At 61.3% G+C, this 18,394-nt stretch carries 15 protein-coding genes; 9 read left to right on the top strand and 6 right to left on the bottom strand.

Going from position 1 to position 18,394, the window contains the following annotated elements; translation table 11 throughout:
- Positions 1–120: 120 nt before the first annotated feature.
- Positions 121–1,509, top strand: a complete 1,389-nt coding sequence (locus G3256_RS02205) for an MORN repeat-containing protein (RefSeq protein WP_169639284.1) — start codon at positions 121–123, stop codon at positions 1,507–1,509.
- Between the two features lie 216 nt (positions 1,510–1,725).
- On the opposite strand, the gene G3256_RS02200 is transcribed toward G3256_RS02205, so the two are convergent.
- From G3256_RS02200 to G3256_RS02190, 3 genes are all read right to left on the bottom strand, one after another.
- Complete coding sequence (locus G3256_RS02200; protein ID WP_169639283.1) at positions 1,726–2,499, bottom strand: hypothetical protein; 774 nt, start codon at positions 2,497–2,499, stop codon at positions 1,726–1,728.
- A gap of 394 nt (positions 2,500–2,893) precedes the next feature.
- Positions 2,894–4,420 carry a cryptochrome/photolyase family protein gene (locus tag G3256_RS02195; protein WP_206040780.1) on the bottom strand — a complete coding sequence of 509 codons (1,527 nt, stop codon included), beginning with the start codon at positions 4,418–4,420 and terminating at the stop codon, positions 2,894–2,896.
- The gene (locus G3256_RS02190) at positions 4,417–5,082 is read right to left on the bottom strand and encodes an SDR family NAD(P)-dependent oxidoreductase (RefSeq protein WP_169639282.1); all 666 of its coding nucleotides are present in this window, start codon (positions 5,080–5,082) and stop codon (positions 4,417–4,419) included. Before G3256_RS02190 ends, G3256_RS02195 begins: the two co-directional genes overlap by 4 nt.
- 324 nt (positions 5,083–5,406) lie before the next feature.
- Here G3256_RS02190 and G3256_RS02185 point away from each other — a divergent pair, with 324 nt between their 5' ends.
- From G3256_RS02185 to G3256_RS02150, 8 genes are all read left to right on the top strand, one after another.
- Positions 5,407–6,975 (top strand): 2-isopropylmalate synthase, encoded by a 1,569-nt coding sequence (locus tag G3256_RS02185; protein WP_169639281.1) that lies wholly within the window; start codon positions 5,407–5,409, stop codon positions 6,973–6,975.
- A 156-nt stretch (positions 6,976–7,131) separates the two neighbouring features.
- On the top strand, positions 7,132–7,968 hold the full coding sequence (locus tag G3256_RS02180) for an amino acid ABC transporter substrate-binding protein (RefSeq protein WP_169639280.1): 837 nt from the start codon (positions 7,132–7,134) through the stop codon (positions 7,966–7,968).
- Between the two features lie 181 nt (positions 7,969–8,149).
- Positions 8,150–9,196 carry a rod shape-determining protein gene (locus G3256_RS02175; RefSeq protein WP_169639279.1) on the top strand — a complete coding sequence of 349 codons (1,047 nt, stop codon included), beginning with the start codon at positions 8,150–8,152 and terminating at the stop codon, positions 9,194–9,196.
- 73 nt (positions 9,197–9,269) lie between these two features.
- Positions 9,270–10,163, top strand: coding sequence for a rod shape-determining protein MreC (gene mreC / locus G3256_RS02170; protein ID WP_169639278.1), 894 nt, complete (start codon positions 9,270–9,272; stop codon positions 10,161–10,163).
- Complete coding sequence (locus G3256_RS02165) at positions 10,160–10,699, top strand: rod shape-determining protein MreD (protein WP_169639277.1); 540 nt, start codon at positions 10,160–10,162, stop codon at positions 10,697–10,699. Before mreC ends, G3256_RS02165 begins: the two co-directional genes overlap by 4 nt.
- Before the next feature lie 43 nt (positions 10,700–10,742).
- A complete protein-coding gene (gene mrdA, locus G3256_RS02160; protein WP_169639276.1) occupies positions 10,743–12,686 on the top strand; it encodes a penicillin-binding protein 2 in 1,944 nt (647 codons plus the stop codon).
- Positions 12,683–13,822 carry a rod shape-determining protein RodA gene (gene rodA / locus G3256_RS02155; protein ID WP_169639275.1) on the top strand — a complete coding sequence of 380 codons (1,140 nt, stop codon included), beginning with the start codon at positions 12,683–12,685 and terminating at the stop codon, positions 13,820–13,822. The genes mrdA and rodA overlap by 4 nt, the downstream gene beginning before the upstream one ends.
- Before the next feature lie 12 nt (positions 13,823–13,834).
- On the top strand, positions 13,835–14,770 hold the full coding sequence (locus G3256_RS02150; protein WP_169639274.1) for a 2-hydroxyacid dehydrogenase: 936 nt from the start codon (positions 13,835–13,837) through the stop codon (positions 14,768–14,770).
- An 8-nt stretch (positions 14,771–14,778) separates the two neighbouring features.
- On the opposite strand, the gene G3256_RS02145 is transcribed toward G3256_RS02150, so the two are convergent.
- From G3256_RS02145 to dut, 3 genes are all read right to left on the bottom strand, one after another.
- Positions 14,779–16,794 carry a M3 family metallopeptidase gene (locus tag G3256_RS02145; RefSeq protein ID WP_169639273.1) on the bottom strand — a complete coding sequence of 672 codons (2,016 nt, stop codon included), beginning with the start codon at positions 16,792–16,794 and terminating at the stop codon, positions 14,779–14,781.
- A 90-nt stretch (positions 16,795–16,884) separates the two neighbouring features.
- A complete protein-coding gene (locus tag G3256_RS02140) occupies positions 16,885–17,931 on the bottom strand; it encodes a HesA/MoeB/ThiF family protein (protein ID WP_169639272.1) in 1,047 nt (348 codons plus the stop codon).
- The gene (dut, locus tag G3256_RS02135; RefSeq protein WP_169639271.1) at positions 17,931–18,377 is read right to left on the bottom strand and encodes a dUTP diphosphatase; all 447 of its coding nucleotides are present in this window, start codon (positions 18,375–18,377) and stop codon (positions 17,931–17,933) included. The genes G3256_RS02140 and dut overlap by 1 nt, the downstream gene beginning before the upstream one ends.
- Positions 18,378–18,394: the final 17 nt, after the last annotated feature.

Genomic DNA, 18,394 nt, shown 5'->3' with positions numbered 1-18,394 from the left:
GAAAAGCCCCGCGCACCCCTTCCCGCCAAAAGAGCGTTGCTCCCGCGCCGGGCTTTGCTTAAGTTTGCGCGGGGGCCTTCAGGGGACAGGCTCCGACATCACACGCTATACGGGTTGACCATGATACTTCGCGCAACATGCCTATGCCTTGCCCTCCTGCCGATGTCCGCGATGGCACAGGACGGACAGGTGCTGACCAAGCAATATGACGACGGTGGTGTCTATGAGGGCACCTTTAAAGGCGGGGTCCAGCACGGCACCGGCACCTACAAGCTGCCCAACGGCTATGAATACTCAGGCCAGTGGATCGACGGCGAGATCAAAGGCGACGGCATCGCACGCTTCCCCAACGGCTCGGTCTATGAGGGCACCTTCGCCAAGGGCAAACCCGATGGCTTCGGCAAAATCACCTTTGCCGACGGCGGCACCTACGAGGGCACCTGGGCCGAGGGCGCGATCACCGGTCAGGGCATCGCCCTTTACGCCAACGGCGTGCGCTACGAAGGCGGCTTCCGCAATGCCCAGCACCACGGCACCGGCACCATGCAGAGCCCCGGCGGCTATGAATACAAAGGCGACTGGATCGACGGCGTCAAAGAAGGCACCGGCACCATCACCTATCCCGATGGTGCGGTCTATGAGGGCCAGATCACCGACGGCAAACGCAACGGCCAGGGCACGCTCACGCTGCCTGACGGGCTCGTTTATGTCGGGCTCTGGCGCGACGGGCAGATCGACGGCACCGGCAAGCTCACCCAGGCCAATGGTGATGTCTATGAGGGCGAACTGGTCTCAGGCCGCCGCGAGGGCACCGGCAAGGTCACCTATGCCAACGGCGACATCTATGAGGGCGAGTTCAACGCCGATCTGCGCAACGGCCAGGGCACCTTCACCGCCCAGGACGGCTATGTCTATGCGGGCTCCTGGGTCGAGGGCGAGATCGAGGGCCAGGGCCGCGTGACCTATCCTGACGGCTCCGTCTATGTGGGCAGCTTTGCGGGTGGCCTCGCGGACGGCACGGGCACCATCACCTATCCCGACGGCTCCACCTATGAAGGCCAGTGGACCGCCGGCGTGATCGAAGGCGAGGGCAAAGCCACCTACACCAACGGCGTGGTCTATGAGGGCGGTTTCCGGGATGCCAAAAACCACGGCACCGGCGTGATGACCTATGCCGACGGCTACCGCTATGAAGGCGAATGGGTCGACGGCCAGCGCCAGGGCACCGGCACCGCCACCTATCCCGACGGCACCGTCTATGAAGGCCAGTTTGACGACGGCCAGCGCCACGGCAGCGGGAAAATCACCATGCCCGGCGGCTTCAGCTATGAAGGCGCCTGGGTGCGCGGCGAGATCGAAGGCGAAGGCACCGCGACCTATGCCAACGGCGACGTCTACGAGGGCACCTTCAAGGCCGGCAAACGCCAGGGCGAAGGCACCATGCGCTATGCCACCGGCGAAGAGGCCACCGGCGACTGGGAAAACGGCGCACTGACCGACGGCGGGTAAGCGGGGCGTCGGCGCTGCGCGCGCGGATCAGCGGCACAAAGCGCACTTTATTGAGGTACCGCAGCGAATGGCGGGTATGAGCCCGTGAATGACGGTGCAGGCGATAAGTAAAGTTGACAATGCCGGAGGACGGAGAATGACTGCACTGAGCCCGACGCGACAGGTTCTGTGATTTCTGCAATGGTCTGATTTCGAAAAATTTTTGAAGCGCTGTTCCTACCCGGCAAGGTCGATATCGCACCCGGTCAGGCCCGGATGACTTTCAAGTAGCCGTGATGATGCAGCGGGTTGTTTAAAACCCGGCCTGTCGGTGATGTCGATGCATGTGATGACCTCTAACATGCGCCCGGCAATCGCAGCAAAACCCGGACCATACTCTGCGACAGTACCGGGATGAATGCGGCTACCATTCAAAACTATGTTCGTGGCGTACGGATACACTACTGTGACGCTGCAGAAACGCAGCTCCCCGGTTTGCGCGCCGTCGGCTTTCAGATAGCACCGAAAACCGTGAGCAATGGCGCTGTTTTCCGGTAGAAAATACAGCCTCCCGAATTGACCCGCATAGGTGTCGTAGCCGTTGACCTGAAGGATCGGGTCCAGGGTCAGATCGAAATTGCAGTGTGCGCAATCTCGTGGCGGATCAGGAGCCAGTTCCATTTGATGTGCAAGGTATCGAACACCTGTAAAGCTCGAATCCCGTGTACGAAGAATTTCAAAGTCCTGATACATAAGAACCGGATCACTATCCAGAAATTGCCTCAACCAGACGGAGGAACGGACGATGAATTTAACTCTGATGTCTGCACTTGCTTTTGGCCACTCGTGAAGATCACCCATCAGAAATTCGCGCCCGTTCACGTGTATGACGCCGTTATCGAGTTTGTTTTCAAGCAAACTCTCTTCCAGCAGAAACGCAGCGTAGTCTGCATTATCTGCTCGCGTCATGTCAGGTACCATTAACGCGGCGATCAGGAAAAGAAATCTCATCTTGCTGCTCTCCGAAGGTGCTGCAAACAACGGTGTCGGCTAATACTGCCATTTTTATGACCATTCGGGCAAAATCCGGAAATTGACATATTTTCGGCAAACGGCAGCCTTGTCCGCACAGCAGACAGTCACCTGTATCGGTTCCCGGCCAGCCCCGCGCCACAAACTGTCTGCAAGAGGCCGCAAATCCGGAGCCGGGACGCCCGGCGCCTGTCCCCGGCCCTCAACCTGCGAACGCCCTCTTAACCCGGTCTGCGGTGCACGAACGGTGCACAGGTTGTGCACGCGCCGTGCACGCTTAGTGCATAGCGATTTTCCATCATTTTCAGGCATTTACCTTTGATTCGCCCCGCCTGTCCCGGCGGGGACGGTGCAGCCCCGACCGCAGCACTGCTCAGACCTTCTCGCCCGCATCCAGCCGCTTGAGGAAATCTGCTGCCTCCGCCAGTACCGTTTCGCGCCGGTCCGCATCCATACGGTCCCAGGTCCGGTACATATTGCCCATACGCGGATTGCCCTCGAACCGGTCGCGGTGACGGTCGAGGAAATGCCAGTAAAGCAGGTTGAAGGGACACGCCCCCTCGCCCGTCTTTTTGCTCACCGAATAGGCGCAGTTTTTGCAGTAATCCGACATCCGGTTGATATAGGCGCCGCTGGAAACATAGGGCTTCGAGGCGATCACGCCGCCATCGGCAAACTGGCTCATGCCGACCGTATTGGGCGCCTCGACCCACTCGAAGGCATCGGCATAAACCGCCAGATACCACTCGTGCATCTGCGTCGGATGCACCCCCGCCAGCAGCCCGAAGTTACCCGTCACCATCAGCCGCTGGATATGGTGCGCATAGGCCTCCTCGCGGGTCTGCTCCACAGCGCGCGCAAGGCAGTTCATCTGTGTCTTCCCGCCCCAATAGAGATCCGGCAGGTCGCGGCTGTGATCCAGCCCGTTGCGCTGCGGATACTCCGGCCCTTCAAGGAAATAGATGCCGCGCACATACTCGCGCCAGCCGATCACCTGACGGATGAACCCTTCGGCGGCATTGATCGGCACATCGCCCGCTTTCCAGGCCGCCTCAACCGCCTCGCAGACCTCCAGCGGCGTCAGCAGCCCGGTATTGAGATAGGGCGAGACAATCGCGTGATAAAGAAAGCGGTTGTCGTTGAGCATCGCATCCTGGTAGTCACCGAAAGACGGCAGCGCGTGTTTGACAAAATGCGTCAGCGCCCGGCGCGCCTGCGCGGTGGTCGTGGCAAACCAGAACGGGCGCAACTCCCCGAAATGACTGCCGAAACGCGCCTCAACGAGATCCAGCACAGCTTCGACAGTCTCATCCGGTGTGAACTGCATCGGCCCGCCGAATTCCACCTCATCGGGTGCCGGTTTGCGGTTGTCGTGATCGTAATTCCACTTGTCGCCGGCAGGTTTGTCGCCCTCCATCATCAGCCCGGTTTTGCGCCGCATATCGCGGTAGAAATACTCCATGCGCAGCTGTTTGCGCCCCTCCACCCAGGTCTCAAATTCCTCATGCGAGGCGATGAACCTGTCATCAGGCAGGAGATGTACCTTGAGCGGCGCGTGCTTCAGCGCAGAGATCAGCCGCCACTCTCCGGGCTCCGTGGCCAGCACCTCATCCGCACCGGTTTCCTCGGCGCGGCGCAGCAGCTCCCCCACGATTGAGCCCGCGTTTTCGGTATCATCCAGCTCGCTGTAGCGCACGGTCCAGCCCTCGTCCCGAAGACCCTTCGCAAACTTCCGCATCGCCGCGAACACAAGGGCGATTTTCTTGGGGTGGTGCTGCACGTAAGAGGCCTCATCGACGACCTCCGCCATCACCACGATGTCGCGGTCCCGGTCCGCCTCGCGCAGCGCGCTCAACCCCGCGTTCAGCTGATCGCCCAGGACCAGAACCAGCCGGCTCACCAGGGCACCGCCTTGCCGGCCTGGTCAAAGAACAGACCGGTATCCTCAGGCGTCAGCCCCTCGAAAACCCCGATCAGATTGTCCGCAGCTTCCTCAGGGGCCACGGCCGGATGCCGCCCGAGATACTTTTCGGTAAAGGGCGTGGCCACGGTGCCAGGGTGCAGCGCGACACAGATGCTTTCCGGATGCGTCCGGGCAAGTTCAATCGCCGCCGTATGCACAATCTGGTTCACCGCCGCCTTGGCGCTGCGATAACTGATCCAGCCACCGATCCGGTTATCCCCGATCGAGCCCACGCGCGCAGAAAGCACTGCAAAAACAGCACGTTCATCGCGTGGCAGCAGATCGCCCGCATGCCGCAGCACCAGCGCCGGGCCGACCGCATTGAGCGCAAACTGATCCAGCATCGCTTTCTGCGTGACGGCGCGAATGGTCTTTTCCGGCCCACCCCCACCGATCTCAAGCGCGCCGGTCGCAACGACAACCGCATCAAACGTCCCCGTAAGGCCGCCCAGCGCGGCCTCAACCGACGCCTCATCCGTCAGATCCAGACCATCTGCGGACCGCGACAGCGTCACTACTTCGCTGCCCCGCGCTTTCCAGCCCGCAACCAGCGCCGACCCGACGCCGCCCGACGCCCCGATAACAAGTATTCTGCTCATAACCGCCGACCTAGCCGCAGGCGACCGACCTTCAAGGCCTGCGCGCTTCTGCGCAGGCCGAATGCGCCCGCCAGCAGCCCCGGCGGCCGACCCGCACCAGCCCGCCGAAACCGACAACCGCAGCAAAACCCCTTCCCATTTAGAATCACTGCGGTATAACATTCCCCATGAGACCTGCTGCACATATCCCGTCCTGCGCCCGCACCCTGCGCGCGCCCGCAGCCCTGCTTCTGCTAAGCCGCCTCTGAGCGTGCCCTTTCGGCGCGCCCGCTCAGAGGGATCGCCGGCGCGCCAGGAAACAGCAGACAACGAAAGAACCAGACAATGACAGATACAGACAAACAGGACCGCGTCCTGATTTTTGACACCACTTTGCGGGATGGCGAACAGTCCCCTGGTGCGACCATGACACACGCCGAAAAGCTCGAGATCGCGGGGCTTCTGGACGAGATGGGCGTTGATATCATCGAGGCCGGCTTTCCGATCGCCTCTGAAGGTGACTTCAGTGCCGTGGCAGAGATTGCAAAGCTCGCGAACCACAGCGTCATCTGCGGTCTGGCCCGCGCGCAGCCCGGCGACATCGACCGCTGCTGGGACGCGGTGAAACACGCAAAACGCCCGCGTATTCATACCTTTATCGGTACGTCGCCGCTGCACCGGGCGATACCGAACCTCGATATGGACCAGATGGCCGAACGCATTGAGCAGACCGTGACCCAGGCGCGCAACCTTTGTGAAAACGTGCAGTGGTCGCCGATGGATGCCACCCGCACGGAGGAGGATTACCTCTGCCGCGTCGTGGAAATCGCCATCAAATGCGGTGCCACCACCATCAACATCCCCGATACCGTCGGCTATACCGCACCGCGCGAATCCGCAGCGCTCATACGGATGCTGCTGGAGCGTGTGCCGGGTGCGGATGAGATCACCTTTGCCACGCACTGCCATAACGACCTGGGCATGGCCACGGCCAACAGCCTGGCTGCCGTCGAGGCCGGCGCGCGCCAGATCGAATGCACCATCAACGGCCTGGGCGAACGCGCGGGCAACACCGCCCTCGAAGAGGTGGTGATGGCGCTGAAGGTCCGCAATGACATCATGCCCTATCAGACCGGCATCGATGCCACCAAAATCATGAACATCTCGCGCCGCGTGGCAACGGTCTCGGGCTTTCCGGTGCAGTTCAACAAGGCCATCGTGGGCAAGAACGCCTTTGCGCACGAGTCCGGTATCCACCAGGACGGCATGCTGAAAAACGCGGAAACCTTCGAGATCATGCGGCCCGAAGACGTGGGCCTCTCAGAGACCAATATTGTCATGGGCAAACACTCTGGCCGCGCCGCTCTGCGCTCCAAGCTTGAGGACCTCGGTTTTGAGCTGGGCGACAACCAGCTCAAGGACGTTTTCGTACGCTTCAAGGAACTGGCCGACCGCAAAAAAGAGATCTACGACGACGATCTCATTGCCCTTATGCGCACCTCGTCCGACCCCGAAAACGACCGTATCCAGCTGAAATCACTGCGGGTTGTCTGCGGCACTGACGGTCCGCAGGAAGCTGATCTGACCCTCGTGATCGACGGTCAGGAGCAGCAGACGAAGCAAACCGGCGACGGCCCCGTCGATGCCTCCTTTAATGCGATCAAGGCACTGGTCGATCACACCGCGCGCCTGCAGCTTTATCAGGTGTCGGCCGTGACCGAAGGCACCGACGCTCAGGCGACGGTTTCCGTGCGTATGGAAGAAGACGGGCGTATCGTAACGGGTCAGTCAGCGCATACCGACACGGTCGTGGCCTCTGTGCTTGCCTATATCCACGCGCTCAACCGCCTGCTGGTGCGGCGTGAAAAGGGCGGCAAAGACCGCCGCGAGATCAGTTACAAGGACGTCGGCTGAAGTAAAAGCCGTATGACCCCGGGGCCCCGTCACCTCTGGCGGGGCCCCGCCTGGCTTCTCGCCCCCCCCTGCTGCAAAAACCGGCTGCACAGGCTCTGATTTCTGTTAGGGTCATTGCGAACAGACAACACCGCACCGCTTTCGGGGGACACATCCATGCGCTTCATCCTTTCAGCCGTTATTGCCCTTCTTGCATTGCCGGTAGCCGCCGGCGCACAAACGCTTGACCGCATCAAATCGACCGGCGAGATCCGCCTCGGTTTCAGAACCGACGCAGCACCGCTGTCGTATCAGGCAGACAACCGCCCTCAGGGCTATACCCCGATTGTCTGTTTTGCACTTGCTCCGCTGATCGGCGAGCAGCTTGGCCTTACCGACATCAACGTGATCTTCGAGCCTGTGGATACCAAAAACCGCTTTGAAAAAGTGGCCAACGGCGAAATTGATCTGCTCTGTGGTGCGTCGACAATCACTCTCGCGCGCCGCGAGATCGTGGATTTTTCCGAGCCGGTTTATGTGGATGGCACAGCGGTCGCCCTGCGACGCGATGCGCCTGAAACGCTGAGCGGACTGTCGGGTCAGAAAATCGGCGTGCGCAGCGGCACAACAACGGCAGAGGCGCTGGAAAACACATTGAGCCGAGAAGGTCTGGAAGCACAGATTGTCTCTTTCAGCAATCACCCCGACGGGATGACCGCGCTGGAGAACGATGAAATTCAGGCCTATTTCGCCGATCAGTCGATCCTTATGGATATGGTGCTGAACAGCGAAAACCAGGACAAACTGAAGATCTTCGAAGGTATTCTCACCGTCGAAAAACACGGGCTTGCGATGGCGCGCGGGGACAGCGATTTCCGGCTCGCCGTGGACCGCGCACTGTCAGAGCTTTATGCTAACGGATCCATGGCACAGGCTTTCCGCCAGGCCATCCCGGATGCCGAGCCCGGTGCCGCCATCGAGGCCATGTACCTCCTCGCGCCGACCCTGCCCTGAACGCTTTATGGTAAGGTGTTGCACAAGGGGGCCACTCCGGGTGCATTTTTGACACGAAAAAGCAAGATGACGCCGAGATCGTCGTTAACGCCCCTTTCACCAAACTGCGCCTAAGCATATAACACATGCCAACCGGCCCGATCAGGGCACGGACCAATGAATTCGGGCAAGGTTTATCTTCATGGGTCTATTTGACAGCTTTCGTGGTCTTTTTTCGTCGGACATGGCGATTGACCTCGGCACGGCCAACACGCTTGTTTACGTTAAAGGCAAAGGCATCGTGCTCTCTGAGCCTTCGGTGGTCGCCTATCACATTAAGGATGGCGTCAAAAAAGTGCTCGCCGTGGGTGAGGATGCCAAGCTGATGCTCGGACGCACGCCAGGCAGCATCGAAGCGATCCGCCCGATGCGCGAAGGCGTGATCGCCGATTTCGACACCGCTGAAGAAATGATCAAGCACTTTATCCGTAAGGTGCATAAACGCTCGACCTTCTCCAAACCCAAGATCATCGTCTGTGTGCCCCACGGCGCCACCCCGGTTGAAAAACGTGCGATCCGCCAGTCGGTTCTGAGCGCCGGCGCGCGGCGCGCAGGTCTGATCGCAGAACCGATCGCGGCGGCCATCGGTGCCGGGATGCCGATCACGGATCCGACAGGCAATATGGTCGTGGATATCGGTGGCGGTACCACCGAAGTGGCCGTTCTGAGCCTTGGCGACATCGTTTATGCCCGCTCCGTGCGCGTCGGCGGTGACCGCATGGACGAGGCGATCATCAGCTACCTGCGCCGCCAGCAGAACCTGCTCGTGGGTGAAACAACCGCTGAACGGATCAAGACCTCCATCGGCACGGCGCGTATGCCCGACGACGGGCGCGGCACCTCGATGCAGATCCGCGGACGCGACCTTCTGAACGGCGTGCCCAAAGAGATCGAAGTAACCCAGGCGCAGATCGCCGAAGCACTGGCCGAACCGGTGCAGCAGATCTGCGAGGCAGTGATGACCGCACTTGAGACAACACCGCCCGATCTTGCAGCAGATATCGTGGACCGGGGTGTGATGCTCACGGGGGGCGGCGCGCTGCTGGGGGATCTTGATCTGGCACTGCGCGAGCAGACCGGGCTTGCGGTCTCGATCGCGGACGAGTCGCTCAACTGCGTGGCACTTGGCACCGGCAAGGCACTGGAATATGAAAAACAGCTGCGTCACGCTATCGACTACGAAAGCTGACCGGCGCAGAGTTACGTAACTTCGGATTGCGGCAGAACGCCCTGCCTGCACCCGGGCGGGAGACAGCGGGCCCATGGCCAGAGACCGATCACAAAGCAGCGATTATACCGGCCCCCTGCGCCGGCTGCTGCTGGTCGCGATAGCGCTCTGTCTGCTGGGTGTTTTCCTGCTCTGGCGCATCGACAGCCCGCGCGTTGAAAGGTTCCGGGCCCAGATCACCGACCGGTTTGTGCCCGGTTTTGAATGGGCCATGGCGCCGGTCACCGGTGCGGTGAACCTGTTGCAGGATTTTCAGAGCTATCAACGGCTTGCCGAACAAAACCGTGAGCTGCGCTCAGAGTTGCGCCAGATGCAGGCCTGGAAAGAGGCCGCCGTGCAGCTCGAGCAGGAAAACGCCCGCCTGCTCGATCTCAACAACGTGCGGCTTGATCCGCGCCTCACGGTGATCTCCGGTGTGGTGCTTGCCGACAGCGGCTCACCCTTTCGCCAGTCCGTACTCCTGAACGTGGGCGCGCGTGACGGCATCGTCGACGGCTGGGCCACCATGGACGGCATCGGTCTTGTCGGGCGGATCTCAGGGGTCGGACAGAACACTGCCCGTGTGATCCTGCTGACCGATGCCTCCAGCCGCATCCCTGCATCGATCCAGCCCTCGGGACAGCGCACCATTGTGGCCGGCGACAATACCGCAGCACCGCTTGTGGACTTTATCGAAAACCCGGGCCAGATCCGCCCCGGCGACCGGGTGATCAGTACCGGCGACGGCGGCGTCTTTCCTGCGGGCCTGCTGATCGGTCAGGTGGCCAGCGACCCGTCCGGACAGCTGCGTGTCCGGCTGGCTGCCGATTTTGAACGGCTCGAATTTCTGCGGGTGCTCCGCCATCATGGCACCGAACCCGTGTCCGACACGCCGTCGGTGATTGGCCCGCAACTGCCGGAGCTTGCCCGCGAAGAGGTGAGCCAGTGAACGACGCACCGGTCACACGTCTCTGGGGCAAGCGGGTCAGCTTTGCACTGCTGGTCTGTCTGATCCTGTTTTTTCATCTGTTGCCGCTCGATACCACGCCCCGTCGCTGGGTCGGGCCGGATATCCTGCTGGCGCTGGCCTGCGCCTGGTCTGTGCGACGCCCTGAATATGTGCCTGTACTGGCGCTGGCGGGCCTGTTTCTGCTGGCTGATTTCCTGCTTCAGCGACCGCCCGGCCTCTGGGCCCTGATGGCGTTGCTGGCCTGCGAAAATCTAAAGTCCCGGGCGCGCGGGCTGCGCGATGGCAGCTTTGCCGGGGAATGGCTGTCAGTTTGTATCGCGATTGCCGGTGTCGCTGTGGCGTATCGGGCCGGTCTGATCCTCACGCTTGTCGATCCGCCCCCTTTCGGTCTGTCGCTGTTTGAAATGGTCATGACGATGCTGTTCTATCCTCTTGTTGCAGCCGTTACCCATGGCATAATGGGTGTGCGCAAGGCGGCTCCGGGCGATCCTGAACCCGGCGGAAGCCGCATATGACCAGCTATCCTACACGACGCCCGGCCTCTGACGGAGCACACCTATGAAACGCACACGTGCTGAAACCGATGTCAGCCACCGCTCGATCTCGCGGCGGGCGGCCCTTCTGGGTGGCGCGCAGCTTCTCTTTATGGGCGGGCTGGCGGCACGGATGCAGTTTCTGCAGGTCGATCAGGCGGACCAGTTTCGCCTGCTTGCCGAAGAAAACCGGATAAATGTCCGCCTGATCCCGCCTTCGCGCGGTGAAGTATTTGACCGCAATGGCGTGCGACTGGCACAGAACGCGCCGTCATACCGGATCGTTATCGTCCGCGAAGATGCAGGCGATATCGACGCAACGCTTGCGCGGCTGTCCCGGATCATGACGATCGAGCCAGAGACCATTGACCGGGTAAAGGACGAGCTGCGCCGCTCAGCCCCCTTCCTGCCTGTGACAATCGCCTCCGATGTGACCTGGGAAGAGATCAGCCGCGTATCAGTGAATGCACCGGCGCTACCGGGTGTGACACCTGAGGTTGGCCTGAGCCGCGTCTATCCTCAGGGCTCTGACTTTGCGCATGTTCTGGGATATGTCGGGCCCGTGTCGGATTACGATCTTGAAAAAATCGAGGATCCGGAGCCTGTCCTGATGATCCCCCGGTTTCAGATCGGCAAGGTCGGCGTCGAAACCAAACTTGAGCCGCTTTTGCGCGGCAAAGCCGGTGCCAAACGCGTGGAAGTAAACGCCAGCGGCCGCGTCATGCGCGAACTTGACCGGCGCGAGGGTATCCCGGGGTCTGATCTGCAGCTGAGCATCGACGCCAAGCTGCAGGGTTATGTCCAGGCGCGTCTTGATGGCGAAAGCGCCAGTGCCGTGGTCATGGACTGTGATACCGGTGACCTGCTGGCCTGTGCCTCCGCTCCGACATTTGATCCCAATCTTTTTGTGCGGGGCATTTCCTCTAAAGATTACTCAACGCTGACCAGCAACAAATACCGCCCACTGGCAAGCAAGACGGTTCAGGGTGTGTATCCTCCCGGCTCAACTTTCAAAATGATTACCGCGCTTGCAGGTCTGGAGGCAGGCATCATCGGGCCGGACGATACCGCATATTGTCCCGGACACCTGACAGTCTCTGGCAGGCGTTTTCACTGCTGGAAACGCGCAGGCCACGGCTGGGTTGATCTTGAAACCTCTCTGAAGCGCTCCTGCGACGTCTATTACTACGATCTGGCGATCAAGGTCGGCATCGAGAACATCTCCGCCATGGCTCGCAAATTCGGTCTCGGCATCCGGCATGACGTGCCGATGTCTGCGGTCGCCAAAGGGCTCGCGCCCACGATGGACTGGAAATCACAGACCTACGGTCAAAGCTGGCGCGTCGGCGATACGGTCAACGTCTCTATCGGCCAGGGGTTCATGCTGACATCCCCGATGCAGCTCGCCGTGATGACCGCGCGCATTGCCACGGGGCGCTCCGTTGAACCACGGCTGGTCAAATCGGTAAACGGCGTCGAGGAACCCTCGCGTGCCGGCGAGCCGATCGGTGTGAGCGAGATCAACATGCGCCGGATGCGCCGGGCAATGTACGAGGTCGTGAACAACCGGCGCGGCACAGCCTACGGCTCGCGCATTATCGAAGAAACCATGCGTATGGCCGGCAAAACCGGTACCAGCCAGGTGCGCAACATTACTGCCGCGGAACGGCGCGCGGGCGTGATCCGCAACGAGGATCTGCCCTGGGAACGGCGCGACCATGCGCTTTTTGTGAACTTCGCGCCCTATGACAATCCGAAATACGCCGTCGCGGTGATCGTCGAACATGGCGGCGGCGGCTCCAAAGCCGCAGCCCCCGTCGCGCGCGATATCACGCTGCAGGCGCTTTACGACGGCCCGCCCCCGCTCGAGGCCTATCCGTCAAAAGACCGCGAACGCATTGCCGAGCAGCAGGAACGCCTGCGCGATATGCAGCCGCTCGTCTCAGTACCCGGGAGCGACCAGGCGTGAGTTATCTTGAGTACGCGGTCAAATCGACGCCCACGGGGTGGCGCAAGATCCTGCATCTGAACTGGCCTGTGGCACTTCTGCTGGCCTCGGTTTCCGGCGCCGGGTTTCTTATGCTCTATTCGGTTGCGGGTGGCTCTTTCACCCCTTGGGCCGAGCCGCAGATGAAGCGTTTTGCCCTTGGCTTTGTGCTGATGATCATGGTCGCAATGGTGCCCATATGGTTCTGGCGCAGCCTCTCAGGCGTTGCCTATCTCGGGGCGCTGATTTTGCTGATTGCGGTTGAGCTTTTCGGGACCGTGGGCATGGGTGCGCAGCGCTGGATTGATCTGGGATTCATGCGGCTTCAGCCTTCTGAGCTGATGAAAATCACGCTGGTGATGTTGCTGGCCGCCTATTACGACTGGCTGCCGGCCCGCAAGACATCACGCCCCTTCTGGGTGCTGCTGCCGGTTCTGATCATTCTTGTCCCGGTGGCGCTGGTTCTGAAACAGCCCGATCTCGGCACCTCTATCCTGCTGCTCGCAGCGGGCGGCGGGCTGATGTTTCTGGCCGGTGTGCACTGGGCCTATTTCGCCGCTGTCATCGCCAGCGGGATCGGGCTGATCAGCGCGGTCTTTCAGTCACGTGGCACGCCCTGGCAACTGCTGAAAGACTATCAGTACCGCCGCATTGATACCTTCCTTGATCCCAGCACCGACCCGCTGGGCGCAGGCTATCACATTACCCAGTCAAAGATCGCTCTGGGCTCAGGCGGCTGGACCGGGCGGGGGTTCATGCAGGGCACCCAGAGCCGGCTGAACTTTCTGCCCGAAAAGCATACCGATTTCATCTTTACCACTCTGGCAGAGGAATTCGGCTTTATGGGCGCGCTGTCGCTCTTGGGGCTGTATGCGCTCATCATCATCTTCTGCGTCTCCTCTGCGCTGATGAACAAAGACCGTTTTGCTTCACTTCTGACGCTTGGCATCGCGCTCAACTTCTTTTTGTTCTTTGCGGTCAACATGTCGATGGTCATGGGGCTGGCGCCGGTCGTCGGCGTCCCGCTGCCGCTGGTCAGCTATGGTGGTTCGGCCATGCTGGTGCTTCTGCTGGCCTTTGGTCTGATGCAGAGTGCGCACGTTCACCGCCCCAGATAGAGAGACCACCAGATGCCCCTGAACATCCTTTTTGCCGCGCGCCAGGAGCGCTGGGACACCTATGCAGAACCGCTGCGCAACGCGCTGCAAGAGGCTGGTTTTCCGGACACGGTACTGTCTCAGGATCTGCCCCCTGCCGAGGTGGATTACATCGTCTACGCGCCGAATTCGCCGGTGCAGGATTTCACGCCCTACACCCGGACTAAGGCCGTCCTGAACCTCTGGGCCGGGGTGGAGGCAATTACCGGCAATGAAACACTGACGCAGCCGCTGGCGCGCATGGTTGATCCGGGCATGACGCGGTCTATGACCGAATGGGTCACCGGGCACACATTGCGCCATCATCTGGGTATGGATCAGCATATCACGGACCAGTCCGGCACCTGGAATCCTGTCACCCCACCGCTGGCCGAAGAGCGCATAGTAACAATTCTGGGTATGGGAGAGCTCGGCTCGTCAGTGGCGCAAAGCCTTCTTGCGTTACAGTTCAGAGTACGCGGATGGAGCCGCAGCCCCAGGGAAGTTGCCGGTGTCGACATGTATCATGCCGACAGCGGGCTTGATGACGCCTTGCGCGGTGCGGATATTGTCATTCTTTTGCTGCCCGACACGCCGGCCACGGAAAACACGCTGAACGCTCAGCGTCTGGCGCTTCTGCGCAAAGGTGCGTTTGTAATCAACCCGGGGCGCGGTCCGCTGATTGATGATGACGCGCTGATCGCTGCCCTCGACAGCGGTCAGGTGGCCCATGCCACGCTGGATGTCTTCCGCACCGAACCCCTGCCCGCAGAGCACCCCTTCTGGGCGCATCGTCAGGTGACGGTAACGCCCCATATTGCCGCCGAAACGCGCGAACTGACAGCCACCCGTGTCATCGCTGAAAACATCCGCCGCGGTGAGGCGGGTGAGCCGTTCCTCTACCTTGTGGACCGCGCGCGCGGTTACTGAAGCGCCGGTTACTCCGCCGCCAGACCGCGCCCTTTCAGAAGCGCATCGACCCCCGGCAGACGCCCGCGGAATGCAGTATAAAGCTCGGCTGCGTCGCGGCTGCCTCCGGTCGAGAGGATATGCTCTTCAAGCGAGGCCGCACGGACTGCATCAAAGGCCGATCCTGCCTCCTCAAAGGCTTCAAAGGCGTCTGCATCCATTACTTCGGACCACATGTAGCTGTAATAGCCGCTTGAATATCCGTCGCCGGCAAAAACATGGGCGAACTGCGGTGTGGCGTGACGCATCGTGATCGCGGCGGGCATGCCAAGCTCTGCCAGTACATCTGCCTGCATCTGCATCGGATCCGACGGGGCCGGCCCGTCATGAAACGCCAGATCAACAAGGGCGGAGGCCACATATTCAACCGTCTGAAAGCCCATGTCGAAATTGGCCGCACCCAGCACCCTGTCCAGCATTTCCTGCGGCATGGGCGCACCGGTTTCCGCGTGGGTTGCGAACTCCGACAGAACTTCCGGGACTTCCAGCCAGTGCTCATAAAGCTGGCTCGGCAGTTCAACAAAATCACGTGCCACGGACGTGCCGGACACGCTTTCATAGGTCACATCCGACAGCATCTGATGCAGCGCGTGACCAAATTCATGAAAGAGTGTACGCGCGTCATCATAAGACAGCAGCGCCGGATCCCCTTTGGCAAAATTGCATACGTTGACGACGACGGGCGTCTGGCTTTCCGGGAATTTCGCCTGCGACCGGATCGCGGAACACCAGGCCCCTGAACGCTTGGACCCGCGCGCGAAGTAATCGCCGATGAACACCGCCAGATGCTTACCGTTGCGCGTCACCTCCCAGGCCCGGCAGTCGGGGTGGTAGAGCGGCACATCAAGCGGTTTAAACGCCAGCCCGAAAAGCCGGGTCGCACAGGCAAAAGATGCATCAATCATCCGGTCGAGCTGAAAATAGGGTTTCAGCTCCGCCTCATCGAGATCGTGCTCTGCCGCGCGGCGTTTTTCCGCATAATAGCGCCAGTCCCAGGGGGCCAGCGGCCCGTTCACGCCGTCGGCCTGCATCATCTTTGTCAGCACCTCTGTATCGGCTTCGGCCCGGGTGCGGGCAGGCGACCAGACCGCCATCAGCAGATCACGCACAGCCTCGGGCGTACCAGCCATTTCGGTTTCAAGCTTGTAGGCGGCAAAGCTTTCATACCCCAGAAGCTTTGCACGCTCGTCGCGCAGCGCCAGTATCTCAGCGGCAATGCTGCGGTTGTCCGTTTCACCGCCGCCGGCGCCCCGTGCCGCCCAGGCCTGAAAGGCCTTCTCGCGCAGATCCCGGCGCGGTGAAAACTGTAGGAACGGCACGATCAGCGACCGGGAAAGCGTGATCACCGGGCCACCTGCATCTTTTTCCTGACCGGCGGCACGCGCGGCTGAGGTCACAAAAGCGGGCAATCCTTCAAGATCGTCTTCGTCGAGCGGCATGAACCAGTCACGCTCGTCAGCCAGCAGGTTCTGGGTAAACTCTGTGCCAAGGACGGCAAGGCGGCTTTTGATCTCCTTCATCCGGGCATCCGCGTCACCCTCAAGTGCGGCACCGGCGCGCACAAAACCGCGGTGCGTCAGCATCAGAACGCGCTGTTGTTCTTCGGTCAGCGTCAGATCCCCGCGGGCCTGCCAGACGGCAGCAACGCGCGCAAAGAGTTTCTTGTTGCCGGAAATATCCGAGAAATGCGCCGAGAGCTTAGGTGAAAAGAGCCGCTGCAACTCTTCACGCCGCGGGTTGCTGTCGGCCCCGGCGATGTTGAAAAAGACACCCAGCACTTTGTCCAGCGACCGGCCAGCCGCTTCCAGAGCGCCGATGGTGTTGTCAAAGTCAGGCGCCTCGCCGGATCCCGCAATCGCGTCAATCTCAGCCCTGTGCTGTGTCAGTGCAGTGTCGAGCGCCGGCTCAAAATCCTCGTCCGAAATAAGGTCAAAGGGAGGAAGCTCAAACGGCGTGTTCCAGTCCTGCAGCAGCGGGTTTGTCATGGGGGTTCTCCTTTGCGCTCAAGCTAGGGTTAGGACCCCGGCTGCACAACCACCGCGATGCGGATACCGCAGGAGAAACGTACCGGCGTGCTAAACTTCGGCGCAGACCGGGCAGTCGTCCCGGCGCCTGACCGTAATCCGCCGGCTCTCACCGTAAAGCGCATCATAGATCACCATCTGCCCGCGCAGAACAGCGCCCGCGCCGGTGATGATCTTGATCGCCTCGACCGCCATCATCGCGCCGATCACGCCGGGCAAAGGCCCGATCACGCCGGCCTCCGCGCAGGAAGGCGCAAGCTCCGGCGGAGGCGGCGCATCGAAAACACACCGGTAGCAGGGCGCGCCGGCAGAAGGGTCAAAGACGCTGATCTGCCCTTCCCACTGGCTCAGCGCCCCGGACACCAGCGGAATACCTGCCGCCACTGCGGTCTCGTTGACCAGATAGCGGGTCTCGAAATTATCTGTACCGTCAAGCACCAGATCATATTCGGCAAAGAGCCCGGCGGCGATGTCCGCCGTCAGCCGCCGGTGATAGGGGCGCACAGTGACGTAAGGGTTCTGCGCTTCCATTTCGGCCTGCGCCGAGAAAACCTTGGGCGTGCCGATGGCGCTGTCTTTATGGATCACCTGGCGCTGAAGGTTGGCGTTTTCGACACTGTCGTCATCGACCACCCCGATGGTGCCGAGGCCGGCCGCTGCCAGATACTGCAGCGCAGGCGCGCCCAGACCACCCGCACCGATCACCAGCACCTTTGCCTCTTTGAGCGCCTTTTGCCCGGGCCCGCCGATTTCACGCAGGACGATATGGCGCGCATACCGGTTAAGCTCTGTATCCGAGAATGCAGGGGCCGGGCCTGCCGCGGCACGCTTTGCCTCGCCTTCACCCGCGCGGGCACGCAGGCCTGCGAGAACACGGCGATAGCCCCAGACCAGAACGACAAACCCTCCGACGATCAGCCACAGAGCCGCACTCTCGCCGGTTGCCATGCGCAGCGGGTGAGCATCGGGCAACAGCAGGTGCAGGGCCAGAACGCCGATATAAAGCAACCCTATCATTGAGATCCGCGCCGATCGTGGCGCGCCCATCAGATGCCCGACGCCCCACAACACAGCGGCCAGTGCCAGAACCAGGATCATCAGCCGACCCCGGTCGAGCCGAAACCACCCGCCCCGCGCGTGGTGTCATCCAGCGTCCCCGCAGGGACAAACTCCGCCTGCACCACAGGGGCCACGACCAGTTGCGCGATGCGCAGCCCGTGCGTGACCTCGAAGGGTGCGTCGCCGGCGTTGAGAACGATGACGCCGACGGGACCGCGATAATCGCTGTCGATGGTGCCGGGGCTGTTGGCCAGCATCAGCCCGTGTTTCAGCGCTAGTCCCGAGCGGGGTCGCACCTGAACTTCAAAGCCGGGCGGGATTTCCATCTGCAGACCGGTCGGCACCAGCGCCCGCGCGCCCGTCTCAATGATCATCGGGCCGTCCGGAAGATATGCCCGCACATCCGCGCCTGCAGCGCCGCTGGTTTCATAGGCGGGCAGCACGACATCCGCCCCGTCCACAGGCATTATTCTGATCTGAACCACCCCGGGACCCCCTGCCA

This window comes from Roseobacter ponti, assembly GCF_012932215.1.
Lineage (GTDB): Bacteria > Pseudomonadota > Alphaproteobacteria > Rhodobacterales > Rhodobacteraceae > Roseobacter > Roseobacter ponti.
The sequence above is the reverse complement of the archived record's forward strand: the minus strand, read 5'-3'. Positions and strand labels throughout refer to the sequence as shown.

Bases quoted from the DNA above. Each gene is read 5' to 3' on its own strand.
- G3256_RS02150 (WP_169639274.1), top strand. From the start codon at position 13,835: ATGCCCCTGAACATCCTTTTTGCCGCGCGCCAGGAGCGCTGGGACACC.
- mreC (WP_169639278.1), top strand. From the start codon at position 9,270: ATGGCCAGAGACCGATCACAAAGCAGCGATTATACCGGCCCCCTGCGC.
- G3256_RS02205 (WP_169639284.1), top strand. From the start codon at position 121: ATGATACTTCGCGCAACATGCCTATGCCTTGCCCTCCTGCCGATGTCC.
- G3256_RS02190 (WP_169639282.1), bottom strand. From the start codon at position 5,082: ATGAGCAGAATACTTGTTATCGGGGCGTCGGGCGGCGTCGGGTCGGCG.
- G3256_RS02140 (WP_169639272.1), bottom strand. From the start codon at position 17,931: ATGATCCTGGTTCTGGCACTGGCCGCTGTGTTGTGGGGCGTCGGGCAT.
- mrdA (WP_169639276.1), top strand. From the start codon at position 10,743: ATGAAACGCACACGTGCTGAAACCGATGTCAGCCACCGCTCGATCTCG.
- G3256_RS02180 (WP_169639280.1), top strand. From the start codon at position 7,132: ATGCGCTTCATCCTTTCAGCCGTTATTGCCCTTCTTGCATTGCCGGTA.
- G3256_RS02185 (WP_169639281.1), top strand. From the start codon at position 5,407: ATGACAGATACAGACAAACAGGACCGCGTCCTGATTTTTGACACCACT.
- G3256_RS02175 (WP_169639279.1), top strand. From the start codon at position 8,150: ATGGGTCTATTTGACAGCTTTCGTGGTCTTTTTTCGTCGGACATGGCG.
- G3256_RS02145 (WP_169639273.1), bottom strand. From the start codon at position 16,794: ATGACAAACCCGCTGCTGCAGGACTGGAACACGCCGTTTGAGCTTCCT.
- G3256_RS02200 (WP_169639283.1), bottom strand. From the start codon at position 2,499: ATGAGATTTCTTTTCCTGATCGCCGCGTTAATGGTACCTGACATGACG.